Below are 25,947 nucleotides of genomic sequence, written 5' to 3' on the forward strand. Positions count from 1 at the left end.
GGTAGGGCGGAGGCACCGGGAGGCCGCATACTCGATGATCGTCGCGGGGCTGTGCAGCCCTGCCCGCTGGGCAGGTTGAAGGGTGTGGGGGTATGACCGACGTGAACGATCCGGCCACGGTGGACGTGGTGGAGCATCCTGCCGCACCGGAGCGCCACGGTAGTGCTCTGGGGCGGTGGTTGCTGCGACACCGGGTGCAGGCGGTCAATCCCGCGGCGGAGACAAGCGCCGGCGAGTCCCACGCCTGGTGGAAGGTGATGTGTCTGACCGGCGTCGACTACTTCTCCAGCCTGGCCTACGTGCCGGCGATCGCGGCCCTCGCGGCCGGTGCGGTCTCGCCGCTGGCCACGCTTCTGCTCGTGGTGCTGACCCTTGTGGGGATGCTGCCGATGTACCGGCGGGTGGCCGGCGAGAGTCCGCACGGAGCGGGATCGGTGGCGATGCTCGAGGACCTGCTGCCGTTCTGGCGGGGCAAACTGTTCGTCCTGGTCCTGCTCGGCTTCGTGGTGACCTCGTGGATCATCACGATCACCTTGTCCGCGGCCGATGCCTCCGTGCATCTGGTGGAGAGCTCCTACGCCCCGCATGCTCTGCAAGGGCATGAGGTCGTCATCACCGTGGCGCTCCTGGTGCTCCTCGGCGGAGTGTTCCTGCTCGGGTTCAGCGAAGCCGTGAGCGTGGCCATCCCGTTGGTCGCCGTCTTCCTCGTGCTCAACGCCGTGACCATCGGCGTCGGCCTGGTGGATGTGTTCACCAGCCCGACCGCCTTCTCGTCATGGACCGGCGCGCTCACCGAGGGCCGGGGATTCGGTGACCTGGCCGGGCCCGCTCTGCTGGCCTTCCCGCTGCTGGTGCTGGGCCTGTCCGGATTCGAGACCGGGGTGAGCATGATGCCGCTCATCTCCGCGAAGGGCGAGACCGGCGAGCAGCGGCTGAAGTCCCGCATCCGCAACGCCCGCAGGCTGCTCACGACGGCAGCGCTCGTCATGAGCGTCTACCTGCTGGCCGCCAGTTTCGTGACCACCGTCCTCATACCGCACAAGGAGTTCGAGGCGGGCGGTGCGGCCAACGGCCGGGCCCTGGCCTGGCTGGCCCACGAACACGTCGGAGAGGCCTTCGGCACCGCGTACGACATCAGCACCATCCTGATCCTCTGGTTCGCGGGCGCCTCCGCGATGGCCGGACTGGTCAACATCGTTCCGCGCTACCTTCCCGGCTACGGCATGGCCCCCGAATGGGGGCGCGCGGTACGCCCGGTCGTCCTGGTCTACACAGCGCTGTGCGTCATCATCACCATCGCCTTCGACGCCGACATCGACGCCCAGGCGGGCGCCTACGCCACCGGCATCCTCGCCATGATGGTCTCCGGTGCCTTCGCCGTCACCGTCTCCGCGCTGCGCCGCCGACAGCGCACCCTGTGCGGGGGTTTCGCCGTGCTCACCGCGGTACTGCTCTACGCGCTGGTGGCCAACATCGTCGACAAGCCGGACGGCATCACCATCTCCGCGATGTTCATCGTCGGCATCATCACCATCTCGCTGGTCTCCCGCATCTCACGCACCACCGAACTGCGCGCCGACAAAATCGTGTTCGACGAAGCCGCCCGCCGGTTCATCACCGACACGCTCGCGCACGACAACGCCATCAACATCATCACCAATCGCCGCCAGGCCGGCGACGGCGCCGAGTACGCCGACAAGGAGCGCGAGCAACGTGCCGCCAACCCGGTGCCCGGCCTTGCCGACATCCTTTTCCTGGAGATCGACGTCGTCGACCCCTCCGACTTCAGCGACACCCTCACCGTCCGCGGCGTCGAGGTCGACGATTACCGGATCCTGCGAGCCGAAGCCCCCGCCGCGCCCAACGCCATCGCCGCGATCCTTCTCACCCTGCACGACACCACGGGCGTCCAGCCGCACTGCTACTTCGCCTGGGCCGAAGGCAGTCCGCTGACCCACATGTTCCGCTACTTCCTCCTCGGCCGCGGCGACACCGCCCCCGTCACCCGTGAGATCATCCGCCAACATCAACCCGACCCCGCCCGCCGCCCCGGCATCCACGTCGCAGGCTGACACCCAGGACGAAGCCGACCCGCCGTCCCTGTCCGGTGTCGCGACGTCGGCGAAGGCTCTCCCTCCACGCGCTCGCAACTCCCCGCAGACCGTGGACTTACCAGCCCCCGAATTGCCCGTCCCCCACACCAATGTCGCGCTTCCCAACGTAGGACGATCGCCCACCCCTATCGGTCGAGCCGGCCCTCAAAGGACCGGAGACGGCGGATCTACCACGACCTCGCCCGTAGCTCGGTCAATCCAGTGACTGAAGCCGTCGTCGGCGTCGAGCGCCAGGTGGCCCCAAGTCGGCGGAGAACGAGGCAGAGGTCCGCGATCTCTTCGACGTCGTGGTGTGCCTGGTGATCGACGAGGGCACCCTCCGCCGCCGGCTCGCGACCCGCACCACGAACACTTCGGTCAACACCCCGAAGAACTCGCGGCGGCCCTGAGGTGGAATCCTCGGATGCGAGCCATCTACGGAAGGCATGGCGCGACGATCATCGATGCGTCCGAGCCGGTGATCGGGGTCGTGGACGCCGTGATCGGCGCGGCTCAGCGGGCCGACGGGGTCCGCATCGGTGCTCGCGAGACAGCGGGCGAAGCCCCGGGCCGCCGCCGGTCGGTCACGGGGCCCGGGACCGGTCACCAGTAGTGGCGTCGTCCGGCGACGGCGTGCCCCATCGCGCCGAGGATCCACAGGACAACTCCGATGGCCACCAGGATGACCCCGATGGTCCAGAGGAAAGCTATGCCGGCGACGAGGCCGATGACGAGCAGAATGACACCCAGGATGATCATGACGTTCCCCTTCGGGGAGTGATGGCTGCCCCTGGCGAGCAGCGGATCTTCATAGGCGACGAAGGGACAGAGGGGTGCGGCGGCTGGCTCACTCGGGGATTCGGGGTCGGCCCCCTCCTCGTGGGGGGCCGACGTCACCGGCACGGCTTTCAACCGCGACGACCTCACGACCCGTCATCCTCGCTACGCCGTGTTTTGTCAGGCGCGTTGTGTCAGGTGACCAGCAGGCGGTTGAAGAAGGAACGGTAGTGGCGAAGTGCCTGGCGCAGGTCTTCGGTGTCGGCCTGCTCGCCCCTGTTCCACTGTCCTTCCAGTTCCTGTTTGTGGTCGGCGAAGGTGGCGGCCAGCTTCTGCATCACATCGGCGACGAGGGCGTCGGCTGTGTGCACGGCGTCGCGCGGGTCGTCCACGAACTTGTTCTGCACCTCCTGCCAGCGGGTGCGGAAGCCTTCCTCGTCCTCTGCGGTGAGGAGCTGCGGTGTGTCGTCCTCGGCTCGGGCGTCCCGGTTCGTGTCGGCGGGAGTGGCCGCGTCGGCGTTCACGGACTCCTCTTCAGCGGGCTTGCTCGGCGTGTCCGTGCTCTCGCCGGGAAAGGTCGGTACGTCGGACTGCGGGCCGGCCGGGCTTTCCTGGATGGGCCGACCGCGAGGCTGGGCGAGGTCGTCGGTGGACAGACCGCTCGCGCCGACGGCGCCTGGTGTGTCTTCGCGTCGCATGTCTCCTCCGTTCCCGGACGCCTTCGGCGGCGTCACGGTTCGGGTGGCGGGCTGATCGCCGCGCCGTTCAGGCCCGGGCGTGGTGCGGTTGTCCGCCGTCGGCAAGCAGCTCGTCGAACAGGGCGCGGTAGTGCACCATGGCGCCCCGCAGCTGTTCGGTGGTGGCCTCGTGGCGGGTGCTGAGCACGTCGACGTCGTGGGCGGCCCGATAGTGCTCGAGCGTACGGCCGTGCTCGACCGAGAGGTCTTTGAGCCGTTGCTCGAAGTCCTGGGTCGGGTAACCGCGCTCGTGCATCAGCGAGGTCACCAGGCGGTCGGCGTCGTGCACGGCGTCTTCCGGGCGGTCCACGAACTCGTCCTGCACATGAGTCCAGTCCCGCGTGTACCGATCCCTGACAGTGCTGTCCAGCGGCTTGATGTCGAGTGAGTCATGCCGCTTCTCGCGGGCTCGGAGCTCACGCTCGCCGGCCTTACGGCTGTCGGCGTCCTCCACCGTGCGCGTGTACTCCGGGCCGAAGCGCTCACGCAGCTTCCGACGGCGCATGAGGAGCACGATGGCCGCGGTGACCAGGCCGATCACCACCACGACGGGAATGATGATGGCCAGAAGTGTCCCTGTCGACATGGGCAGAACCCCCTCACGGGCTCGCCATATATTCCTGTTCCTTCCGGTTACCCATGTTTTGTCATTAAAACCGCCCCCTGCCGGAGGTTCACGTCCTGCCGGGCCGTCGCGTGCCGCGCAGGTCCCGAGCGGTCGTCAGCCACAGGCCCAGGTGCCCTTGATCGCAGGCCGGGCCGGGTACGCCGGCCTCCGTCGTCGCCAGGTGCGGCGGGTCCCGTGGCCCGGTTCGGTGGGGCGGTGAGTCGGTGGGTCGGTGGCCGCGCCTCGACCCGGGGCGCCGAAAGGTCCCGGCAACCGCACCGTCTAAGGTCGAGATCATGCGTATACCGGTCTTCGAGGACGCTCCCGAGTCGGGGCCCGTCGTCGCTGCTCAGCTGCCTGCGAGGGGTGTGCGGTGGGCCTCGCGCGGACTCCGGCCGAAGCGGGTGGCGGGCTCGCCGCCCGTCCGCCGGAGAGCTGGCGGCCGGCGGTGGAGTGTGACCTCCTCTCATGGGGACACCGGCACGGTGGGCGCATGAAGGCTCTGCGCAGGCCCCGGCTGCTGGTCGGCAGCGCCGCGGGAATCGGCACCCTTCTGCTCGCCCTGGCCCTGCATGGCCTGCCCTTCGCTGGGGACGGCACGTCCGACCCGGCCGAGGTGGCCATCCGGGTCGACCAGGTCGGCTATGTACGCGGCGAGGCGAAGCAGGCCTACGTCATGGGGCCCACGGGCGTCCTCGCCGGAGCGCGCTTCGAGGTCGTCGACGCGGAGAACGACGTCGTCCTGGCGGGGCGAGTCGGCGCCGTCACCGGGCGCTGGAACGCCGGGTATCCCTCGGTGCGTGCCATCGACCTCTCCGCGCTCGACACCCCTGGCACCTACCGCGTCGTCCTTACCGGCACCGCGGCCGGCCGCTCGCCGGCGTTCCGGATCGCCGGTGCCCGCGAGCTGATGACCCCGCTCGTCCAGGACAACGTCCGGTTCATGCAAGCACAACGCGACGGAGCGGACGTGCTTCCCGGCGCTCTGCGGCGCGGGCCCTCACATCTGACCGACCAGGACGCGACCGTCTACGACGACCCCGTCTACGACGAGGAGGGCGACGAGCTGCTCGACGAGGGACTGACCCCGACGGGTGACCGGGTCGACGTCTCGGGCGGCTGGTTCGACGCGGGAGACTTCCTCAAGTTCACCGGCACCACCTCCTACTCGGTCGCGGAACTCCTGCTCGCCCAGCGCGGCCTGCCGGAGCTGGCGGAGCTGTCGACCGAGGCCTCGCACGGACTGGCCTGGCTGGACAAGATGTGGGACGAGGACAGCGAGACCCTCTACGCGCAGGTCGGCATCGGCGTGGGCAACGAGGCCGTACGGACGGATCACGACGTGTGGCGGCTGCCGGAGGCCGACGACCCACTCGACGTGTCACCGGGTGACCCCGACTACACGATCAAGCACCGGCCGGTCTTCCGCGCCGCCGCACCGGGTGAGGCGATCAGCCCCAATCTGGCGGGACGCGTGGCCGCGGTCTTCGCCCTCGCGGCACAGCGGGCGGCCGCCGTCGATCCGGAGGAGGCCCAGGACTGGCTGGACAAGGCCGCCGCCGTCTACGACCTGGCCGACACCGATCACGACCCCGAGGATCAGCTCGTGACCGCGTTCCCGGGCGCCTTCTACCCCGAGGACTCGTGGCAGGACGACATGGAGTTCGGCGGCGCCGAACTGGCCCTGGCCGCACGGGAACTCGGGGACGACCGGGAGCACGACTGGGCGGACGCCGCGGCCGGCTGGGCCGGGGATTATCTCGCCTCCGACGTCCGGGGCACCCTCAATGTCGCGGACGTCAGTGCTCTCGCCCACGTCGACCTGGCCACGGTCCTGGACGGCGCCCGGACGAACGGCATCGGGGCCGAAGAGCTGTACGCGGACCTGCGCCGCCAGCTGGACGACGGTGTCGACCGCGCCGGGCGCGACCCGTTCGGAGCGGGCGCCGTCTACGACGACTTCGACGCCGTACCGCACACCTTCGGGCTCGTGGCCACCGCCCGTCTCTACGCCGAGGCCACCGGAGACACCCGTTACGCGGCATTCGCCGGTCGGCAGCGAGGCTGGGCCCTCGGCGCCAACGCCTGGGGCACCAGCTTCGTCATCGGCGCGGGTGAGGTCTACCCGCACTGCCCGGAACACCAGCTCGCCAACCTCGGGGGCAGCCATGACGGCAAGGGCGCCATCCTGCGGGGCGCCGTCGTCAACGGCCCCAACGCCGCCGGGAAACTGGAGGAGTCGAACGGCTTCCCGAGCATGAAGAAGTGCACGGCCTCCCCGCCGACCGGAGCCTGGACCGACTTCGACGGCAAGGGCGCACGGTATGTCGACGACGTGGGCGCCTGGCAGACGGTGGAGCCCGCACTGGACTTCACCACGACCGCCCTCCTGGCCTTCGCCCTCACCGCACAGGTCGGCGGTGCGTCACCGACCCCCTGAGCCGCCAGACTCCTCAAGTCGCTGCCTACCCAGGGGACATGGCCGTCATGGCCGGACGGTTGGGCCGCCTCGGGCAGCCGGGTGCCCCGGGGTCGGCCGGCCATGACGACCCGATTCCCGTCCGGGCCCTGGCCCACGCCCACCTTGACGGCGCCCAGACCGAGCGGTCGGGTCACCTCGTCCCGGGTGTTTCCGTCGATCGGGCCGACGTCGAGGTGAAGCCGGTTCTTGGCGGTCTTGCCCTCGGGCACGCCGATGAATGCCGGGGTGGGCGGCAGCTGGGCGCCCCGACCGCCTGGAGGGTGACAAAACGAGGGTGCGCAGGCGATGTTGCGGGGAAGAATGGCTGCCATGACGTACGAAGGCTCCTCCATCGATCCGACCAAGCCCAGCATCGCGCGCGTCTACGACTACCTGCTCGGCGGCAAGGACAACTACGCCGTGGACCGCGAGATCGGTGACGTGTTCAAACGCGACCTGCCCGGTTCGGTGGCCATCGCCTTCGCCAACCGCGCGGCCCTCACCCGGGCGGTCAGGGAGATCGCGAAGACCACCGGCGTTCGGCAGTTCATCGACCTCGGCAGCGGCCTGCCGACCGCGGACAACGTCCACCAGGTCGCACAACGGCACGCACCCGAGTCGCGGGTCGTCTACGTCGACACAGACCTCCAGGTATTGGTCCACGGCCGCGCTCTGCTGGAGAACAACGACCGGACCCGGGTCGTCGGGGTCGACGTGCGCGATCCCGAAGGCATCCGCTCTCACCCCGACACCCAGGAGATCATCGACTTCACTCGTCCGGTCGCCGTCATCCTCAGCGCGATCCTCCACCACGTCAACGACGACGAGGACCCCGCCGGCATCGTCCGCTACTGGCGCGACCAAGTCCCTTCCGGAAGCTACTTCTTCATCAGCCACTTCCGCTCCGGCCACAACCCGGAGACGGTACAGGCCGAGAAGGTCCTCCAGCAGACGTTCGGCCGCGGCCGGTGGCGCACCGACGAGGAGATCGCCTCCCTGCTGGACGGCCTGGAGATCCTCGACCCCGGGATCGTCCCCGCCTCCCTGTGGCATCCCGACGAGACCGACAACCCGTGGAACGGCGGCGAACCACGGGAGCTCACGGTCTGGGAGCACCTCATCGCCGCCGGACTGGCCCGGAAAGCCTAGACAGCCCCGGACGGCGATCGCCGGCTGATTGCGGCTCCGGCGTCCAGATCACCGGGGTGGCGCAGCGCCTCGGCACCGACGAGTGTGGGTGTGCGGCAGCCCCACACGGCCGATCAGCCGTCGTCGCGGGGCTGGAGGTACACCTCATCGACAAAGCACCAGGCCCATTCGTCGCCGGCTTCGGCGGAGCGCATCAGGGGGTGCCCGCTGGACTCGAAGTGGGCGGTGGCGTGGGCGTGGCGCGAGCTGTCGCAACAGCCCACGTGGCCGCAGGAGAGGCATACCCGCAGGGCCACCCAGTCGTGGCCGAGAGCTACGCACTGGCGGCATACGCCGCTCTGCGACGCGTGCTCCGGTTCAGGCGTTTCGAGGTGTGCGCATGCGCGCCCCTCCGGCCGGCCACCATCGGCACGCAGAGTCCACCTGGCCATGATCTCCTCCTTCGCCGGCTCTCGCTCGGTCCTGCCGCACCCCACACTTCGCCCACTCCCGGCCTGTCGGATGCGCGACGCACGAGAGCACGACGTGTCGATCGAAGAACGAGCCGAGCCGCCCACGCCGCTCACGTAGCGGGTCGTGGAGTCCAACTGGCCCTTGTAGAGGGTGTCGTACGCCCAGGCGGTCAGCTTGTCGGCGTCGGTCTTGGACCCGCTCCACTCCCCCGTCTTCCTCCCGAGGACGTCGTACTCGTGGAGCAGGGAGGTGTTGACGATCGCAACGGCCCGTCCGCCGATGATTATATTACGCATGTCAGACCATAGATCGGGCTTGGGTGCGAGACAACGGCCCCATCGAAACAGTGGAGGACGCTCGTGGTGCGCTACGCCAAGGAGCACAAGCAGGTGACCCGGCAACGGATCATCGAAACGGCAGGGCGGCGATTCAAGCAGGACGGCATAGACGGCTCGGGCATCTCCACGCTGATGTCGGAAGCCGGACTCACCAACGGAGCCTTCTACGCCCACTTCGCGTCCAAGGACGACCTTGTCGCGCATGTCGTGGCCGACCAACTGCGCACCCAGGTCGCCACGTACGACATCCTGCGGCCCGGGCGCCCGGGCGCCCGGGACTCGAGGACCTCATTCGCGGATATCTGTCGTCCGAACACCGCGACCATCCCGGTACCGGATGCCCCTCCGCCGCCCTGCTCGACGAGCTCGGCCGCTGCGGGGACGGGGCCAAGGGCGCCTACACCGACGGCGCGCGGGACATCCTGGAAGAGATCGCCGCCCGCCTGTCCCCCGAGGACCCGCAGTCCGCTCGCGGCAAGGCCATCGGGCTCTACACCATGCTGGTGGGAACGCTGCAACTCTCCCGCGCCCTCTCCGACCGGAAGTTCACAGACGACGTCCTCGAGCAGGGAATCGCAAACGCACTCAGCCTCATGACCTGAGGAGAACGGCCCATCCTGACGGAAGGCTCCGCCGCCGCCTCACCACATCCCGACATGCACCGGCCTGGCCCCGCCGCGCAACGTCGCGGCTCCGTCACCACAGGCCCCCCGTCACATCCGAGCAGCACACTGCCTGAGCCCACCGCGCCACCCTTGCGAGAAGCGGGACATCTCCGCCGGACTTCACAGGCGGCAACTCGGCACAACGACCGGGGCTCGCCGATCAGCCCTGCGTACGCCACGGGCGGGGCGGGGTACCCCGAGAGGAGTGAGCCGACTTGCGGTCCACCGACCGAGCCCGTAACATTACGATCATAATTCAATTACTTTCGACCGCCCCTCGGGAAGCCCGGGATGAACAGCATCCTCGCCCCCTGCGGACGAGATATGGAGACCACGATGAGGGCCATCACGCTAGAGCGCTACGGTGACAAGGCAGGGGTGCGCGCCGGCGAAGTGCCGGATCCGGACGTGGGCGCGAACGACGTGCTGGTCCGGATCCGGGCCGCGAGCATCAACCCGCTCGACCGTATGATCCGCGACGGGGAAATGAAGACGATCCTCCCGTACAAGGTCCCGTTCGTCCTGGGCAACGACCTGGCCGGAGTGGTGGTCGAAGTAGGTACGGCCGTCACACGGTTCGCGGTGGGCGACGAGGTCTTCTCACGACCCGACAAGAACCGGATCGGCACGTTCGCCGAACTCATCGCGGTACATCAGGACGACGTGGCGATGAAGCCTGCCACTCTGACGATGGAAGAGGCGGCCTCCCTGCCTCTGGTCGCCCTGACCTCGTGGCAGGTGCTGGTCGAGCGGGCGCACATCCAGCCAGGTCAGAAGGTCCTCGTCCACGCCGGCTCCGGAGGCCTGGGCACCATCGCCATCCAGCTGGCCAAACAGCTGGGCGCACACGTGGCGACCACCACGAGCACGGCCAACGTCGACCTGGTGAAGCGCCTGGGCGCGGACGTTGTCGTCGACTACAAGAAGCAGGCGTTCGAGACGCTGCTGCACGACTACGACGTCGTCCTGGACTCGCTCGGCGGTGAGACGCTTCTGAAGTCCCTGGACGTGCTCAAGCCCGGCGGCAAGGTCATCAGCGTCGCGGGCCCGCCCGACGCCGATTTCGCCAGGGAGCTCGGAGCCAATCCGGTCGTCCGGCTGGTGATGTCCGCACTGAGCTTCCCGATCCGGCGACGCGCCCGGCGCCGCGACGTGGAGTACTCGTTCCTGTTCATGAAGGCCAGCGGCGACCAGCTGCGCGAACTCACGCCGCTCATCGACGCAGGAAAGATCCGCCCCGTCGTCGACTCCGTGTTCCCGTTCGAGTCTGCCCCAGAAGCGCTGGAGTACGTCGAAGCAGGACGGGCGAAGGCCGGCAAGGTCGTCGTCAGGATGCCGTGAGGACCGTCGTGCCTCCCCCTGAAGGTCCCCCACGCAGGCCCGTCCGGCCGCCCCGAGGGCGACCGGATACAGTGCGCGAGACGGCAGCCTGGTCAGGGAGGGCAAGCGTGACCGACACCAGCAACACCCGGCCCGCCGAGGGTGAGGCGCGAGCTCCCCGGCAGAGCCGACTGCTCAGCCTGATGCGCTATCTCCCCCTGATCGCCCCCGTTCTGCTGTGGGCCGTGCCCTGTGTGGTGCTTCTGCACAGCGGCCAGCACTGGCCGCTGCCCGTCACGCTGGCCGGTACCGCTCTGTTCGCTCTCGGTCTCATCGGTATGCCGCTCGCGATGGTGCGCGGCCACGGCCGGCGCCAGCAGGACCGGGCGGCGATCATCGGCGACACCCTGCTGGGCACCGGCTGGGTGCTGTTCACCTGGTCCGTGCTGCTCGGCGTCCTCTTGCGGGTCGCCCTGACCGTGGCCGACGTCGGCGAGAGTCAGGACCGGGCCCGCATCGTTACCTGGGCCGTGCTCGGCACAGCCGCCGTGCTGCTCGCCTGGGGGTACGCCGAGGCCCGCCGTGTGCCACGCGTACGCCGCCTCGACGTGCAACTCCCGCGACTGGGGGCCGGGTTGGAAGGCACCCGGGTCGTCCTCATCACCGACACCCATTACGGCCCACTCGATCGCGCTCGCTGGTCGGCACGGGTGTGCGAGACGGTGAACACCCTGGAAGCCGACCTGGTCTGCCACACCGGCGACATCGCGGACGGCACGGCCGAACGCCGCCGTGCCCAGGCCGTCCCGCTCGGTACCGTGCGGGCGACCCGGGCCCGCGTATACGTGACCGGCAACCACGAGTACTACAGCGAGGCCCAGGGCTGGGTCGACCTGATGGACGAGCTGGGCTGGGAGCCGCTCCGCAACCGCCATCTACTGCTCGAACGCGGAGGCGACACCCTCGTGGTCGCAGGCGTGGACGACGTCACCGCCGAGTCCTCCGGCCTGGCGGGCCACCGCGCCCACCTCGCCGGAGCTCTGAACGGCGCCGATCCCGACCTGCCCGTCCTGCTCCTGGCCCACCAGCCCAAGTTCATCGACCGGGCGGCTGCCGCCGGCATCGACCTTCAGCTCTCCGGCCACACCCACGGCGGCCAGATCTGGCCCTTCCACCACTTGGTCCGCATCGACCAGCCCGCCGTCGCCGGTCTCAGCCACCACGGCCCCCGCACGCTGCTGTACACCAGCCGCGGCACCGGCTTCTGGGGCCCGCCGTTCCGCGTCTTCGCCCCCAGCGAGATCACCCTGCTCGTGCTGCGCTCCCCGCAGCTGCCCACCTCGCTTTAGCACCGGGCGGTACGACGCGTCCGCTGAGGCCGTCCATGAGCCGCCCGGCCGGCTCCTGGGGCCGATGGGCAACCGCCGGCAAAGGGCCCCGGGGAAGGACGGCCGCCGCTACCGACCGACTCCCAGCTCGTCTGCCTGCCGTGGCGGGAGGCCTCTCCGCAGGCACACGCTCAGGTGGGCCGCTCGCGCAGCGCGATGACGAGGTCTTCCAGGGAAGCGCCCATGCCGTCTCGCCCGCCGGACCGCTCGGCATCGCCACGGCGGCCGCCTGTCTCGGGAGCCCGCTCGGCGGGTTCAGGGGTAGAGGCCTGCCCGGAAGGTGAAGGAGACCAGCTGGGCCCGGTCGCGGGCGCCGACTTTCGTCATGGCGCGGACCGCATGCGTCTTCACGGTGAACGGTGACACGGACATCCGGGCCGCGATCTCGTCGTTGCCGAGACCGCTTGCGACCAGAACGACCACGTCCCGCTCCCTGGGGGTCAGGGCGCTGAAGCGTCGCAGCAGTTCCTTGTCGATCAGCGGGGGCGGACTGTCGGTCATGTGACCGATGAGCGCGGCCGTCGCCGCGGCCGACAGCGCACCGCCACCGCCCACGACCTCGGTGATTCCGGCGACGAGTTCAGCAGGGCTCACGGTCTTGCTCAGGAAGCCGTTGGCGCCGGCGCGCAGGGCGGCGAGGACGATGTCGTCCTGGTCGAAAGTGGTCAGCACGATCACCCGCGTCTTCTCGGGTGGATGCTCCGCGCGGATCCTGCGCGTGGCTTCGACACCGTCGATGCCGGGCATCCGGATGTCCATCAGCACCAGGTCGACGGGGTGGTCCCGGAGGAAGGGGACGACCTGGAGTCCGTCGGAGAGATCCCCCGCGACGACGAGACTCGGGTCGAGCCGAAGCATCGCCCGGATCCCGGCTCGGATCTCGTCCTGGTCGTCGACGATCAGAATCCGTGTCATCGGACGACTTCTCCCAGCGGGCTGAACTCCGCGTGGACCCGGAATCGCCCGTCGTGACGGTCGATGGTCAGCCGCCCGCTGGAGGACTCGACGCGTTCGCGCATTCCCACCAGGCCGAGTCCGCTGCCCGGGTCGGAGCCGTGAGGTGAGTGACCGACTCGGTTCTCCACGGTGACGCGGATCCTGCCGTCGTGCTCGCACACCTCCACCGTTGCCGTCCCCTCTCCATGCCGGTAGGCATTCGTGAGCGCTTCCTGAACGACCCGGTAGACCGTTACGCCGACGCTCGGCTCGACGAAGCCGGCCGGGACGTCGATGGAGGGCCGGACGTCCAGGCCGATGCTTTCGAACGAGGCTACGAGTCCTTCCAGGCCGCTCAGAGCCGGGGTCGGCCGGAGCGCCTCGTCGCCGGAGACGTCGTCCCCGAGGCGGAGGAGTGCGAGGATGCGTTGCGTCTCGACGACGACGGTACGGGCGCTGGACCTGGCCGAGACGAGGGCCTGCCGGGAGGAATCGGCGTCCTCGGGCAGCCCGATCTCCGCCGCACCGAGGTGCACGCTCAGCATCGCGACCTGGTGGCCGATGACGTCGTGGAGGTCCCGGGCGATACGGAGACGTTCCTCGGTCACCCGTCGGATGGCTTCGATCTCGCGGGTGGCGATGGCGATCTCGGCCCGTTCCTCCAGGGTCCACCAGTGCTCCCGATGGATACGGAGCGCGGCCCCCGTCGCGCCTCCCGCCATGGCCGAGAAGAGGGCGGCGGCTCCCACGACCGCACCACCACGGAACCCTCCGACCGTCATGAATGCCCCCAGGAAGAACGCCGCCACGATGCCGGTCCCGGCCAGCGGCCGCTTTCCCCTGAGAGTGACCGAGAACAGCACGAGCACCGCCATCATCCACACCGACAGGGGGTCGTCACCCACCGCTGTGACGGCGAAGGACGCCGCACTCGTCACGACCAGTCCTGCCCACGGCTTCCACCACGAGAGGGCTACGCCGCCGCCGGCGAGGAGCACGGACAGGGCCGTCGGCCAGTCCGATCCCCTCACTGTCGCCGCCACGATCTGCCCGGTGAACACCAGGCCTGCCATCGCATAGGCGACGCGGTGCAGCACCTCGGGGTGGCGGACCCACAGGGGTGCGGCCGGCCCGTCCTGACTGTTCTGCGCCTTGGCCATGAGCCGATTCTCGTTCACGTGTGCGGTGGCCGTGTACTTCGAACGAAGTAGACGACCGAGCGCTTCTGTCGACGGGGACGGCAGGACCGATTCCGTCGAAGGTGGAGGGCAGAAGTACTTCGTTCGAAGTACGCGGCCCCTCCCGAGGCCGCTGAGACTCCTCATCGAGGCGACCGTCTCACACCGTCACGACCACCACGGGACACCCGATGACTCAGACCACCGCGACGTCGACCACTTCGACCGCTTCGACCCCGCCCACGGCTACGACGACGTCCTCCGGGCTCCGATCGCTCCACCTGATCCGAGTCGCCTTCTCCCTGATCTGGGTGACGCTCGTCTTCACGACGTCCGCCTCGCTCGTGTCGACGGACGAGCCCACCGTGATCGCGGCCGTGCTGCTCGTCGTCTATCCCCTGTGGGACGCCATCGCCACCCTCGTCGAGGGCCGCCTGACCGGCACCGGCTCCACGAACGGCGTCGGCACCATCAACACAGGTCTCGGCCTCGCCGCCACCGCCGGGATGATCGCCGCCGTCTTCTCCACCATCGGGACGGCCCTCCTCGTGTTCGGCGTCTGGGCCCTCCTGTCCGGAGCCGTCCAGCTCGTCGTGGCGATCCGGCGCCGACGCACCGTCGGCGCCCAGTGGCCCATGGCCGTCAGCGGCGGACAGTCCGTCCTCGCCGGTGCCACGATCGCCGCCACGTCCGCCTCGGCGACGAGCAGCCTGTCCACCGTGGCCGGATACTCGGCGTTCGGCGCCTTCTGGTTCCTCGTCTCCGTCATCGCCCTGAGCATCCGCAGCCGACGCGAGAAGCGTTGACCGCCGCCGTCGGAGCCGGCGCCTCGGTAGCGCGCCTGCAAGAGCCGATAGGCGTGAAAATTCCCCGGCCCTTCGAGCACAGTCCGGGCAGGATGTCTTCCTGTGAACCATGTACTGTGCGGGCTCGCCGCCAATACGGCTCTGCCCCACGAGCTGGTCGACCGGCTGATCTCGGTCGCGGAGGCCGACATCGCAGAAGGCCTCGCGGGTCGCGCCGACCTCAGCCGCGAGCAGGCGGTCGCCCTGGTTTCACGGTTCGCGGACATCGCCGTGCCGCTCGCGTACGAGGGCCTGCTGAGTGCCGCCGACGTCGATCCCGTCGTACGGCCGCAGGCCGCGCTCGCCCTGCTTGACGAGGAGGCCGGTGCCCCGGAGTGGGCGCGGCTTTTCGCGGCGGATCCGAAGGTGGAGCGTCGGGAGAAGCTGGCCGCCTGCCCCGGACTCCCGCCCGATGTGCGGGAGATGCTGGCTGCGGACCCGGACGTCCGCGTCGTCGCGCAGTTCGCGTTGTGGACGACGGCGGACATGGCCGCCCGACTCGCGCGGCATCCGCACGCCGAAGTCCGTCGCGCGGTGGCGGCCAACGAGGCGACGCCATCGGATGTACTGGCGATGCTGGTCACCGGCGACGGGCTGCTTCCCGCGGAGCGGTGCCTGGTCTGTGACCGCGAGGAGACACCGTTCGTACACGACCCGGAGTGCCCTCGGCTCGACTGTGATCTGCGGCCCGGTGCCGCGTGCGCGGGATCCCACGAGTCCACCTCTCTCGAGATGGCGGCGCTGGCGTTGCAGAACCCTGCCACGCCTACCGAGGCCGTCGTCCGGTTCGCCGACCACCCCTCGATGCTGCTGCGCTGCCGACTCGCCGCCCGTCCCGACCTGCCGCCGGAGGTGGGGGCGCGGCTCGCCGGTGACCCCGTGCCCGGGGTGCGAGCCGACCTCGCCGGGAACCCTGGGATCGAGGACGCCCTGATCCGCGTGTTGGCCACCGATCACGGCCATGACGTGCAGCGCAGGCTCGCGCACAACCCTCGCGTGCCCCTCGACGTACTTTCCCGCCTGGCCGGCACCGTCAAGATCGGCCCGGCCCTGCTGCCGAGGATTGCGGCCGCCTCTCCCACCGAGGTCGAGGAGCTGTCCAGCTCGTCGAATCCGGCTCTGCGGATGCTCTTGGCCGAACGACGCGATCTGCCGGCCATGATCCGCGACGCGCTGGCCGCCGACCCTGACGTGAAGGTGGTCAAGTCCATCGCGCCCCACCCGGGACTGTCGGAGGCGCAGCTGCGCGGCATGGTCGAACGGCACGGGCTTCGGGTCGTCTCCAAGGTGGCGACCAACCCGGACGCATCGCCGGCACTGCTGGAGGACATGACCCGACACGTCCCGCCGGCGCGCAAGGCACTCCGCGAGATCGCCCGGCACAGCAACGCGACGGGACCGGCGTTGCTCGCCTGTTTGGCGGACACGAAGGCACGGCCCATAGCAGCCGGGCACACGGCCCTCCCGCCGCCGGTCATAGTCGAGCTGCTCGCCGACGACGACTGGCAAGTCGTGGAAGCGGCTGCCGCCAACCCGTCGCTGCCGCCGGCCGTGATGTGGGAGCTGGTGCCGTAGGACACCCGGGCCGCCCCGCCGGGACATACGCGACAACCGCAAGGCACGGGGCAGGGCCCGGACCCGCGACGCCCGGTCTGGGCCCTGCTGCCGTATCGGAGCTGCCGTATCGAGGCTCTGCGGCCTTACCCGGCACGGCCTGTCCCCCTCAGCCGTCGGCCGCCCACCCCTCCTCTCCCCCGCCGTCGGTGCAGCCCGAGAGGGCCTGTCGCATGGCGCCCACTGGTCGGCGTCGTCGATGCCTGCGCCGTGGTGTCAGGAGGCCGCCGAACATGCCGTCCTCACTTGGCGCCCTGCTGAACGGGAGCCAGGGACTCCCGGCGATCTGGATCATCGGCCGGGGCGGCGGCACGCAGCGCCGCCTCGACCCGGCGGTTGCTGGTCATGGTCGACGTGACGGCGGTCATGGTGAGGAGGAGACCGGCTGCGGTGTAGAGCGGGGTGCGCACGTCGTAGGTGGTGGCCAGCCAGCCGCCGAGGAAGGCGCCGAACGGGGCGGCGCACATGGCGAGCATGCGGGAGGTGGAGGCGACCCGGCCCATCAGGTGGGCGGGGACGATCGTCTGCCGGAGGGACGGGCCGAGGACCATCGTGGCGCCCATGCCCGCTCCGCAGACGGCGAGCGCGAGGCCGGCGACGTACGGGTTCGGGGCGGCGGCAAGGCCCAGGATGGCGAGTCCCTCGACCGCGGCCGTGCAGGTCAGTGCGGTGCCGGTGCCGAGTCGCCGGCCGAGGAAGGAGGCGATGCCCGCGCCGAGCAGACCGCCGGTGGCCTCCGCCGTGAGCAGCAGGCCGAAGCCGAAGGTGTCGATGCCGAGACGGTCGTGGGCGAAGAGGGCGAGCACGGTCTCGACGGCGAGGAAGGCGATGTTGCCGACCGCCGGACGCAGCGCGAGCCCGAGCAGCAACCGGTCCTTGAACACGTACGAGGCGCCGGCCCGCGCCTGCTTCAGCAGCGACTCACGGGCCTGGGGTGCGGGCAGGGGCGCGGCGGGCAGCGATCGTACGAGAAGTGCGGAGATCGCGAACGACACCGCGTCGGCGAGCAGCGGAACCGCCCGACCGAGTGCGAGCAGGGCGCTGCCCGCAGGCGGCCCCGCGAAACCGGACGCGGCGGTCTGGGCGCCGCGCAGGCGGGAGTTGGCGCGCTCCAGGAGCGCGGGGTCGCGGCCGAGCAGATCCGGCAGATAGGCCGAGGCGGCCGTGTCGAAGAAGAGCCCGCCGAGGCCGAGCAGGAAGGCGACGGCCGCGAGCAGTGGAATGCTCAGCACGTCGAGCGCGGCCGCCGCCGCGGGTATCGCGAGCAGTACGGCGCGCGCCGCGTCCGTGACCCACATCGTGCGCCGACGGTCCCAGCGGTCCACCAGCGCACCGCCGAGCACCCCGAAGAGCAGCCACGGCAGCGTTCCGACGGCCGTGACGACGGCGAGCGCCATCGGATTGCGCGTCAAGGTCAGCGCGAGCAGCGGCAGTGCGGCATGCGAGACGCCGTCACCGAGCGAGGACACCGTCTGCGCGGTCCACAGCCGTCCGAAGCCGGTCGGCAACTTTCTGAGGTCCGAGGTCACTTGGCGTCTCCTTCGGCCTGCTCGCGCGCCGGGTGGAACAGTGCGAAGACGAGTGACGCGTCGGGCAGCGACGGGTCGGACAGCTCCCGGTACTCGTCCGCCAGTGCCTGCAGCCGCGCCCCGAGCTCGGCGAACTGCTCCTCGGTGAGCCGCAGATGCGCCATGCGTACGTGCCGTTCGCCGTCCGCCGGCGCCGCCTCCAGGTCCGCCACCGCATGCCGCATCAGCACATCCGGCCCTCCCTCGCCCGGATCCGGCAGCACGATCGCCCGCGCGGCCATCGCGTAGTACCGCTCGGTGACCCCCCGGACCTTCCGCGTCCGTACCACCTTCACCAGGCCGGCCCGCTCCAGCAGCCGTACGTGGTAGCTGGAACTCCCCTTCGCGAGGCCCACTCGCTCGGCGATCTGCGTGATCGTCGAGGGCTCGAAGCGGAGCACGGCCATGATCCGGTGACGCGTGAGGCTGGAAACGGCGCGGAGCTGCTCGGCAGTGGTGACGTGGAACGTCTCGGGTAGCTCATCGGTAGGCATGGCTCCAATGGTCAACGTTTCTTGACCATTGCGCAAGCAGGTTTCCCCGATTGGCTGTTCACTCTGTGAGGCCTGGCGTGGGTCCGCCTTCGACGCCGGGGGACGCGCAGGCGGACCGACGTCCATGAAGGGAGCGCATCCGGCCTGGCCGACGGCACAGTGGGACGGCGGACGGCGGACGGCCGACAGCCGCGGCCCCACCGAAGGGGCTCGCGGCTGTGAGCCGTCAGCTGCGCCGGTTCACCGGCTGAGGAAGTCCAGCAGGATTTCGTTGACCTCGGCGGTGTGGGTGGTCAGCAGACCGTGCGGCGCGCCCTCTATCTCGGTGTACTGCGCGGCGGGCAGGGCCTTGGCGAAGCGCCGTCCGGTGGCGTCGATCGGCAGGGTGCGGTCGGCGGTCCCGTGCACGATCAGGGCAGGGACGTCGATCTTGGGGATGTCGGCTCGGAAGTCGGTCGGCCAGGCGAGAGGAGCGGCCACCGAAGCGATCGCCCCCGACCCCGCGGCGACATTCCACGCGTTGCGGACGGCCTCTTCACTGACTCGGGTGCCCAGGTTCTCGTCGAGGTTGAAGAAGTCGTTGTAGAACCCGGAGAAGAACGCGTACCGGTCCTTCTTCGCCGCTGCCGAGACACCCTCGAAGAAGGACAACGGCGCCGCGCCCTCGGGATTGTCGTCCGTGACGAGCAGGAACGGCTCCAGCGACGCCAGGAACACCGCCTTCGCGACCCGCGCCGAACCGTAGGTGGACAGATAGCGGGCCACCTCGCCGGTCCCCATCGAGAATCCGACCAGGACCGCCTCCCTCAGATCGAGAGTCTCCATCACCGTGTGCAGGTCGGCCGCGAAGGTGTCGTAGTCGTAACCGGTCGAGGGCTGGCTGGACTTGCCGAAGCCCCGCCGGTCGTAGGTGACGACCCGGTAGCCGGCGTCCAGCAGCGCCGACGTCTGCCCCTCCCACGAGTTCCCGTCCAGCGGATAACCGTGAATGAGCACCACGGGCCGACCCGTTCCCTTGTCCTCGTAGTGGACCTCGATGTCCGCACTGTTCTCGGTACCGACCTTGATGCGTCCCATGACCCTCGAACCCTCCGGATATGTACTGCTTCCGTTCCGACGTCGATCACTATACGACTGGTCTACTCAAGCGTCAACGCCTCGCCTCGGAGCAGGAGTTGACAGAACGGCCGAGGAAGCGGATGAGCGACCGAGCCAGCGATGACAGCGGTAGCCGATTCGCACACGCCGACGGTCACAGTCGGTGCACCGACGGCTGGACGGCGACGACCGGCCGTACGCCTGCCTGCGGCACCTCGCCCGCCCGCGGCGACCGGCCGCCATGGATCTGGGTGCGATCGCGCGACGGCACCCACGATCGGCGCGGCCGATAGGGCCGGCGGCATCCGACCGGCCGGCGCCGCTTCCGGCGTGACCAGGCGGCCTTGTTCCACGGCTAGACGACTGGTCTATTCATGGAGTACGGTGGACGCATGCCAGCCACCACAGCACGCAGCACCGACACCCGTCGGAACATCCTCGACGCCGCCCAGCGGATCATGGCCCACAAGGGCTACTCCGCGGTCGGTCTCAACGAGGTGCTCGCGGAGGCCGGCGTACCGAAGGGTTCCTTCTACCACTATTTCTCCTCCAAGGACGCCTTCGGCGAAGCCCTGCTGAAGAGCTACTTCGCCGAGTACCTGGACGACATGGACCGCGTACTCGCGCAGCCCGACCAGTCCGCCGCGGAGCGCCTGATGGCCTACTGGCAGCTGTGGCGGGAGACGCAGAGCTTCGACGAATGCCAGGGCAAGTGCCTCGCCGTGAAGCTCGGGGCCGAGGTCTCCGACCTGTCCGAGCCGATGCGGCTGGCGCTCAAGGAGGGAACGGGCGCGATCATCGGCCGCCTGGAGGGGACCATCACCAGTGGCCTCACGGATGGATCGATCGCGGTCGACGACACACCGCACGAGACGGCACAGGTCCTCTACGACATGTGGTTGGGTGCCAGCGTCATGGCCAAGATCCATCGGAGCCTCGAGCCGCTCGAAGCCACCACGACGGTGACTCGCCGACTCCTGCACCTGTAGCCACCACGCACGCCTCCCCCTCCGGCGAACCACCGGAAGGGGGACATTTTCTCGCCGGTCAATATACGACTGGTCTACTCATAGGAGAGCACCATGAAGGTCCTGATCGTTCTCACCTCGCACGACACCCTCGGCGACACCGGCCGCAAGACCGGGTTCTGGCTTGAGGAACTCGCCGCTCCCTACTACCGGTTCAAGCAGGCCGGCTGGGACATCACGCTCGCCTCGCCCAAGGGCGGTCGCCCGCCGCTGGACCCCAAGAGCAACGAGACCGACTTCCAGACCGAGGAGACCCGCCGCTTCGAAGCCGACCCGGAGGCCACCGCGGCACTCACGAACACCGTCCGCCTGGACTCCGTCCTGGCGGCGGACTTCGACACCGTCTTCTACCCCGGCGGACACGGCCCCCTCTGGGACCTCGCCGAGGACACCGACTCCGCACGCCTCATCGAGACGACCCTGCGCTCGGGCAAGCCGCTCGCCCTGGTCTGCCATGCCCCTGGCGTCCTGCGCCACACGGTCAACGAGGACGGCACGCCGCTGGTGCGGGGCAGGAAGGTCACCGGCTTCACGAACACCGAGGAGGAAGGCGTCGCGCTCACCGACATCGTCCCCTTCCTCGTCGAGGACGAACTCAAGCGGCTCGGCGGCGTCTACACCAAGGGCGGCGACTGGCAGCCCTACGTCGTCCAGGACGACCTTCTGATCACCGGCCAGAACCCGGCGTCCTCCGGCCCGGCGGCCGACGCCCTCATCAAGCTGGCCCACACGGTCAACGCCTGAACAACCGGGGCCGGATGCCCCGGGTACGGGCTATACGAACCGACCGCCGCCTCTCACGAGGTGGCGGTCGGTTCGTTGCGCTGCGAGACACGACCGTTCTCGTAGGAACCGTGCGCCCCGGCGAGGAACAGCAGTCCCCCGGACTTGGAACACCGAAGGGCGCATCACCGGCCGTGCGTCACCCGGCCCGGCGGGGCGTATGACCTCCGTCGGCGCCACCACCCGCCGAGATCAGGGGCGTAGTGAAGGGCCCCGCCGCGATGGGGGATCGCGCGGCGGGGCCTGGTGGTCAGTGTGCTACGAGACGTGGTGGCGGTCAGTAGTTGGCGTTGGCGAGGATCTCGCCGTCCTTGTCGTACACGGGGTGATGCGCGAGTAGAACCGCTGACCTGCGCGTAGATCGGCGCAAGGTGACACCTTCGTGATCCATACTCTGTGTCGGCAGCTTCGGGGAGGGCATGTCCATGCAGCACAGCGGTGGGAGTACACGAGCAGCCAGGCGAGCAGTGTCCGTTGTGGTTGTCGCTGTCCTGATGAGCAGTTGTTCGTCAGGCGATCCAGCGCAGGCCAAGGAGTGGCAGCGGGATTACTGCACCAAGCTGGGGTCCTGGCAGGACGCCAAGCACGCCACGACGACCGGCGTGGCGGACGCCGATGCCAGTGACGGACAGAATGTCCAGTCGCCCGAATTCGACAACGCCGAATCGGCAGGGCAGGCGGTCATCGACGCCTCGAAAAGGCTTGACCGGGAAGGCCTTGAACACGGTGTCACCCACATCCTCGATGACACCGTCAACGCGGTCGGCGGCGACGTCGGGGCCGAGGGTCGTGCAGTGTCTTACTGCGATAGCTCAGGCTTCGAGACTTTGGTCGGTTCGGCTGGCTAGTGCTGTGAGCGCATAGGTTCGCCAAGTTTTTCAGGCCGCGGCCGCGACGGGACGTCCGCCCCAGCGCATGCCTTTCTCGCTGCGGATCCGGGCGCGTTCTTTGCGTTCGGCGGCCAGGACGTCGCGGTGACGACTTGGCGTTGCGCCACCGCAGGTAGGCGTGTTGGGCCCGGGTCTGCAGGGTGTGGTTGGGGTGGTTGGAGTTGGCGATGGTGAACTGCCGCAGCGGTCCGAAGTGGGCTTCGATGGGGTTCGTCCAGGAGGCGTAGGTCGGGGTGAAGCACAGCTCGACCTTGTTCTTCTTCGCCCAGCGGCGGATGCCGGCGCCTTTGTGGGCGGACAGGTTGTCGAGGATCACGTAGATCGGGGCGCCGTCAGGCCGTGCGGCGCGGATCGACTTCAGTGCGGCCAGCGTGTTCCCGGCGCCCTTCCTGCGGCGGTTCACGCCCCACAAGGTGTCGTCGTCGAGCGAGTAGCAGCCGTGGAAGTACCGGACTCCGTGGGTGCGGTGGTAGGTGGCGGGGTGCCGCTCGGGGTGGCCGGAGGCGGCCCAGCCCGAGCCCATCGTGGGCCGGATCCCGAGCGGGCCGAACTCATCGAAGGCGAACACGCGGTCCGGGAAGCGGTGAAGGACCTCCTCGATCCGGTCCAGCTTCGCCTCCCGCTCCGGGTCGGGGGATCCCTTCCAGGTCTTTGTGCGCTGGAAGGCGACGCCGCGGCGGGCGAGCAGGCTGCGTAACGTCTCGCGGCCTATACGGATGACGCGGCCGTGAACTTTGCGCAGGTAGGCGGCGAGTTTGCGGATGGACCAGCGGGTGAAGGGCTGGCCGAGTTTAGTGGGGCGGGTGGTGGCCGTCTTGATGACGAAGTCTTCGGCGTCAGGCTTGAGCAGGCGAGGGACGGCCTCCCGCCCACTGAGGGTCCAGGCAAGCCAGGCCGATCTCGTTGAACCGGTGGACCACGTCCCGGACGGTGTCCTCGTGGGCCTGGACCAGTTGCGCGATCACCGGGACCCGGTTGCCGCCGGCCGAGACCAGCAGCATCATCGCCCTCCGGTAACGCACCGTGCTGGTGCCGCCCCGGCGCACGATCTGCTGCAGCTTCTGCCCCTCCTGGTCGGTCAGTCTGCGCACACGGACAGGCTCGGCCACCACACCCCCAGCGATCGGAACGGACGTCACCGCCCATCCAACCGTCCCGATCATCGCCGCGCCGAACGTTCCATGTCAGAGGACTACATGTCGCGCTGGACCTCGATTTCGGCGGCCATAGCAGCCATATCGCGCACGTGCGTGTAGTACCTGGTCGCGTACTCGTCGTCGATCGCGGGAAGGACTCGCTCGAACACGGTCATCAGCCGCGTCAGGCCCGCGCGGCGTTGTTCGTTGAGCGGGCCTTTGACGACGCCGAGGGCATAGCCAAAGGCGTCCGCATCGAGCATCACCATGTCCTGGCTCTCGATGTCTAGTGCTGTGACCGGATTGGTTCACCGGGTTGGCGGTACTGTCCGCGCATGCAGCAGCTCCCGTGCACTTTGGAAGCCCTCGTTGTGCGTACTGACTTCTCGGCAGACGATGCTTGGAATGCTCTGCGCTCGGCGCTGTGCCTGCCCAGCAGGGACGGCTTCTTGGCCAACGTCGCACTCGTCGATGACCGGAGATACGAGGGCTTGACGCCCGAACTGGCCCTCGACCTCGTCTCTGCGGATTATCGGCATCCACTTCTTGTCCTTGCGGACTCCGTCGCTGTTGCCTCGGCTGAACTGCCGCTTCTCGTAATAGACCTGCGGGGTGAGCGTGGGCGGTGTGTCCGCGTTGTGGCAGCCGAGCTGTGGAGCATCGAGAACAACCTCTCGGAGGCGAATATGGACTTCGAGGAGTTCGCCGACGCTGTCGGCGACGACGGCGTTTTCCGAGGCTTCTGAGTCATTGGCCGCCAGGCGGTGTTCAGACTGCGGGTGCGAGGGGGCGTCACGCCCCAGCGGATGCCCTACACGCTGCGGATACGGACGCGTTCTCTGTGCTGGGCTGCAAGGACGTCGGGGTGGCGGGCATTGGTGTTGCGCCAGCGGAGGTAGCCGTACAGGGCCCGGGTCTGCACGGTGTGGTTGGAGTGGTTCGAGTTGGCCAGGGTGAACTGCCGCAGCGGGCCGAAGTGGGCCTTGATCGGGTTGCCCAGGAGGCGTAGGTCGGGGTGAAGCACAGCTCGACCTTGTTCTTCTTCGCCCAGCGGCGGATGTCCGCACCGACATGCGCGGAGAGGTTGTCGGGATGATGTACATCGGGGGCACCGTCGGGCCGGGCGGCCCGGATCGACTTCAGCGCGGCCAGGGTGTTGGCGGTGCCCTTGCGGCGGAGGTTGACGCCCCACAACCGGTCGTCGCCGACGGAGTAGCAGCCGTGGAAGTAAATGACGCCGTGGGTGCGACGGTAGGTCGCCGGCAGGCGGTCGGGCTTGCCCTGCCTGGCCCAGCCCGAACCCGCAGTGGGGCGGATGCCCAGGCGTCCGAACTCGTCGAAGGCGAAGACGCGGTCCGGAAAGTGCTCCAGCACGTGCTTAATGCGGTCGAGCTTGGCGTCGCGTTGGGGATCGGGCGACTCCTTCCAGGTCTTCGTGCGCTGGAAGGTGATCCCGCGACGCCGGAGCAGGCACCGTAACGCTTCCCGGCCGATCCGTATGACGCGTCCGTGTACTTTCCGCAGGTAGGCGGCGAGTTTGCGGATGGACCAGCGGGTGAAGGGCTGGCCGAGTTTAGTGGGGCGGGTGGTGGCCGTCTCGATGACGAAGTCTTCGGCGTCAGGCTTGAGCAGGCGAGGGACGGCCTCCCGCCCACTGAGGGTCCAGGCAAGCCAGGCCGATCTCGTTGAACCGGTGGACCACGTCCCGGACGGTGTCCTCGTGGGCCTGGACCAGTTGCGCGATCACCGGGACCCGGTTCACGCCGGCCGACGCCAGCAGCATCATCGTCCGCCGATAACGCACCGAGTTGGTACTGCCCCGGCGCACGATCTGCTGCAGCTTCTGCCCCTCCTGATCGGTAAGTCGGCGCACCCGCACAGGCTCGGCCACCACACCTCCAGCGATCGGAACGGACGTCACCGCCCATCCAACTGCTCCAACCACCAACCCAACCCAGCGAACCTACGCGGTCACAGCACTAGGCAACAGGCGCCATGCTCCGCTTGGGCACGCATACCTAGATCGTCCTGAGTAGCCCGGAGTCAACGATGCTCGGTCCACGTCCGCCGCGCCGGCAAGCGGCGGTCGGGGTTGAGCCCCTGCTCCATCAGGCCGACCGCCCACAGCATCGCCAGGAGTGGTCGGGACGTGCTCACGGGCGGCAACCCGATCCAGACGACATCCAGGACGGACAGGCGCCAGGTCAGCCGGTTGATCACATAGACGACGGACAGCTGTCCGATGGAGGCGGCACGGACGTCCTCGCCTTCCGGATCGCCGGCATTCCACTGGGGCCAGCCCCACGGGGAACGCGCGGCAATGTCCAGGACGTCGCGGACCATCTCCTTGGTGGGCACGGGAAGCTCGGTGAGCACCTTCGCTGCCTGT

Annotated in this window: 22 protein-coding genes and 4 pseudogenes; 12 read left to right on the forward strand and 14 right to left on the reverse strand. The window is 69.1% G+C overall.

What is annotated here, in order from left to right; all coding sequences use genetic code 11:
• The first annotated feature begins 92 nt into the window (after positions 1-92).
• Complete coding sequence (locus OG440_RS00540) at positions 93-2,072, forward strand: amino acid transporter (protein ID WP_406004823.1); 1,980 nt, start codon at positions 93-95, stop codon at positions 2,070-2,072.
• A 624-nt stretch (positions 2,073-2,696) separates the two neighbouring features.
• On the opposite strand, the gene OG440_RS00545 is transcribed toward OG440_RS00540, so the two are convergent.
• The 3 genes from OG440_RS00545 to OG440_RS00555 form a co-directional block, all read right to left on the reverse strand.
• Positions 2,697-2,852 (reverse strand): DUF6131 family protein, encoded by a 156-nt coding sequence (locus OG440_RS00545; protein ID WP_406004824.1) that lies wholly within the window; start codon positions 2,850-2,852, stop codon positions 2,697-2,699.
• A gap of 212 nt (positions 2,853-3,064) precedes the next feature.
• Positions 3,065-3,568 carry a hypothetical protein gene (locus OG440_RS00550; protein WP_406004825.1) on the reverse strand — a complete coding sequence of 168 codons (504 nt, stop codon included), beginning with the start codon at positions 3,566-3,568 and terminating at the stop codon, positions 3,065-3,067.
• Positions 3,569-3,635: 67 nt separating this feature from the next.
• Positions 3,636-4,193 (reverse strand): hypothetical protein, encoded by a 558-nt coding sequence (locus OG440_RS00555; RefSeq protein ID WP_406004826.1) that lies wholly within the window; start codon positions 4,191-4,193, stop codon positions 3,636-3,638.
• 514 nt (positions 4,194-4,707) lie between these two features.
• On the opposite strand from OG440_RS00555, the gene OG440_RS00560 reads away from it, so the two are divergent.
• A complete protein-coding gene (locus OG440_RS00560; protein ID WP_406004827.1) occupies positions 4,708-6,654 on the forward strand; it encodes a glycoside hydrolase family 9 protein in 1,947 nt (648 codons plus the stop codon).
• 98 nt (positions 6,655-6,752) lie between these two features.
• Here OG440_RS00560 and OG440_RS00565 read toward each other — a convergent pair.
• Positions 6,753-6,944: pseudogene (locus OG440_RS00565) on the reverse strand (VOC family protein); the annotation flags it as partial.
• Between the two features lie 61 nt (positions 6,945-7,005).
• Here OG440_RS00565 and OG440_RS00570 point away from each other — a divergent pair.
• Positions 7,006-7,824: an SAM-dependent methyltransferase gene (locus tag OG440_RS00570; RefSeq protein WP_406004828.1), complete on the forward strand. Its 819-nt coding sequence runs from the start codon at positions 7,006-7,008 to the stop codon at positions 7,822-7,824.
• A gap of 113 nt (positions 7,825-7,937) precedes the next feature.
• Here the strand turns inward: OG440_RS00570 and OG440_RS00575 are convergent, their stop codons facing one another.
• Positions 7,938-8,573, reverse strand: coding sequence for a UBP-type zinc finger domain-containing protein (locus OG440_RS00575; protein WP_406004829.1), 636 nt, complete (start codon positions 8,571-8,573; stop codon positions 7,938-7,940).
• Positions 8,574-8,636: 63 nt separating this feature from the next.
• Here OG440_RS00575 and OG440_RS00580 point away from each other — a divergent pair.
• From OG440_RS00580 to OG440_RS00590, 3 genes and pseudogenes are all read left to right on the forward strand, one after another.
• A pseudogene (locus OG440_RS00580) lies at positions 8,637-9,217 on the forward strand (TetR/AcrR family transcriptional regulator).
• 399 nt (positions 9,218-9,616) lie between these two features.
• Positions 9,617-10,621, forward strand: a complete 1,005-nt coding sequence (locus OG440_RS00585; RefSeq protein WP_406004830.1) for an NADP-dependent oxidoreductase — start codon at positions 9,617-9,619, stop codon at positions 10,619-10,621.
• A gap of 107 nt (positions 10,622-10,728) precedes the next feature.
• On the forward strand, positions 10,729-11,949 hold the full coding sequence (locus OG440_RS00590) for a metallophosphoesterase (protein ID WP_406004831.1): 1,221 nt from the start codon (positions 10,729-10,731) through the stop codon (positions 11,947-11,949).
• A 294-nt stretch (positions 11,950-12,243) separates the two neighbouring features.
• Here the strand turns inward: OG440_RS00590 and OG440_RS00595 are convergent, their stop codons facing one another.
• Together OG440_RS00595 and OG440_RS00600 are read right to left on the reverse strand one after the other, a co-directional pair.
• Complete coding sequence (locus tag OG440_RS00595) at positions 12,244-12,903, reverse strand: response regulator (RefSeq protein WP_406004832.1); 660 nt, start codon at positions 12,901-12,903, stop codon at positions 12,244-12,246.
• Positions 12,900-14,084, reverse strand: a complete 1,185-nt coding sequence (locus OG440_RS00600; RefSeq protein WP_406004833.1) for a sensor histidine kinase — start codon at positions 14,082-14,084, stop codon at positions 12,900-12,902. Before OG440_RS00600 ends, OG440_RS00595 begins: the two co-directional genes overlap by 4 nt.
• Positions 14,085-14,293: 209 nt before the next feature.
• On the opposite strand from OG440_RS00600, the gene OG440_RS00605 reads away from it, so the two are divergent.
• Complete coding sequence (locus tag OG440_RS00605; protein WP_406004834.1) at positions 14,294-14,908, forward strand: DUF308 domain-containing protein; 615 nt, start codon at positions 14,294-14,296, stop codon at positions 14,906-14,908.
• Between the two features lie 102 nt (positions 14,909-15,010).
• Entirely contained in the window at positions 15,011-16,522 is a 1,512-nt protein-coding gene (locus OG440_RS00610) for a hypothetical protein (RefSeq protein ID WP_406004835.1), read from the forward strand.
• A gap of 281 nt (positions 16,523-16,803) precedes the next feature.
• Here OG440_RS00610 and OG440_RS00615 read toward each other — a convergent pair whose 3' ends face one another.
• The 3 genes from OG440_RS00615 to OG440_RS00625 all read right to left on the reverse strand — a co-directional run bounded on the left by OG440_RS00615 (position 16,804) and on the right by OG440_RS00625 (position 19,700).
• A complete protein-coding gene (locus OG440_RS00615) occupies positions 16,804-18,090 on the reverse strand; it encodes an MFS transporter (RefSeq protein WP_406004836.1) in 1,287 nt (428 codons plus the stop codon).
• Positions 18,087-18,623, reverse strand: a complete 537-nt coding sequence (locus OG440_RS00620) for an ArsR/SmtB family transcription factor (protein WP_406004837.1) — start codon at positions 18,621-18,623, stop codon at positions 18,087-18,089. The genes OG440_RS00615 and OG440_RS00620 overlap by 4 nt, the downstream gene beginning before the upstream one ends.
• A gap of 240 nt (positions 18,624-18,863) precedes the next feature.
• Positions 18,864-19,700: an alpha/beta fold hydrolase gene (locus tag OG440_RS00625; RefSeq protein ID WP_406004838.1), complete on the reverse strand. Its 837-nt coding sequence runs from the start codon at positions 19,698-19,700 to the stop codon at positions 18,864-18,866.
• Between the two features lie 413 nt (positions 19,701-20,113).
• Here OG440_RS00625 and OG440_RS00630 point away from each other — a divergent pair, with 413 nt between their 5' ends.
• The 3 genes from OG440_RS00630 (at position 20,114) to OG440_RS00640 (ending at position 22,380) form a co-directional block, all read left to right on the forward strand.
• Positions 20,114-20,710 (forward strand): TetR/AcrR family transcriptional regulator, encoded by a 597-nt coding sequence (locus OG440_RS00630; RefSeq protein WP_406004839.1) that lies wholly within the window; start codon positions 20,114-20,116, stop codon positions 20,708-20,710.
• A 93-nt stretch (positions 20,711-20,803) separates the two neighbouring features.
• Entirely contained in the window at positions 20,804-21,493 is a 690-nt protein-coding gene (locus tag OG440_RS00635) for a type 1 glutamine amidotransferase domain-containing protein (RefSeq protein WP_406004840.1), read from the forward strand.
• A gap of 533 nt (positions 21,494-22,026) precedes the next feature.
• A complete protein-coding gene (locus tag OG440_RS00640; RefSeq protein WP_406004841.1) occupies positions 22,027-22,380 on the forward strand; it encodes a hypothetical protein in 354 nt (117 codons plus the stop codon).
• Positions 22,381-22,410: 30 nt separating this feature from the next.
• Here the strand turns inward: OG440_RS00640 and OG440_RS00645 are convergent.
• Positions 22,411-23,531 (reverse strand): annotated as a pseudogene (locus tag OG440_RS00645) (IS630 family transposase).
• Positions 23,532-23,614: 83 nt separating this feature from the next.
• Positions 23,615-23,827 (reverse strand): hypothetical protein, encoded by a 213-nt coding sequence (locus tag OG440_RS00650; protein ID WP_406004842.1) that lies wholly within the window; start codon positions 23,825-23,827, stop codon positions 23,615-23,617.
• 66 nt (positions 23,828-23,893) lie between these two features.
• On the opposite strand from OG440_RS00650, the gene OG440_RS00655 reads away from it, so the two are divergent.
• The gene (locus OG440_RS00655) at positions 23,894-24,304 is read left to right on the forward strand and encodes a DUF6924 domain-containing protein (protein ID WP_406004843.1); all 411 of its coding nucleotides are present in this window, start codon (positions 23,894-23,896) and stop codon (positions 24,302-24,304) included.
• Between the two features lie 65 nt (positions 24,305-24,369).
• Here the strand turns inward: OG440_RS00655 and OG440_RS00660 are convergent.
• Positions 24,370-25,449 (reverse strand): annotated as a pseudogene (locus tag OG440_RS00660) (IS630 family transposase).
• Positions 25,450-25,601: 152 nt separating this feature from the next.
• Positions 25,602-25,916, reverse strand: coding sequence for a hypothetical protein (locus OG440_RS00665; protein ID WP_406004844.1), 315 nt, complete (start codon positions 25,914-25,916; stop codon positions 25,602-25,604).
• Between the last annotated feature and the right edge of the window lie 31 nt (positions 25,917-25,947).

The sequence above is a fragment of the Streptomyces sp. NBC_00637 genome, assembly GCF_045161545.1.
In the GTDB taxonomy this organism is placed as follows: domain Bacteria; phylum Actinomycetota; class Actinomycetes; order Streptomycetales; family Streptomycetaceae; genus Streptomyces.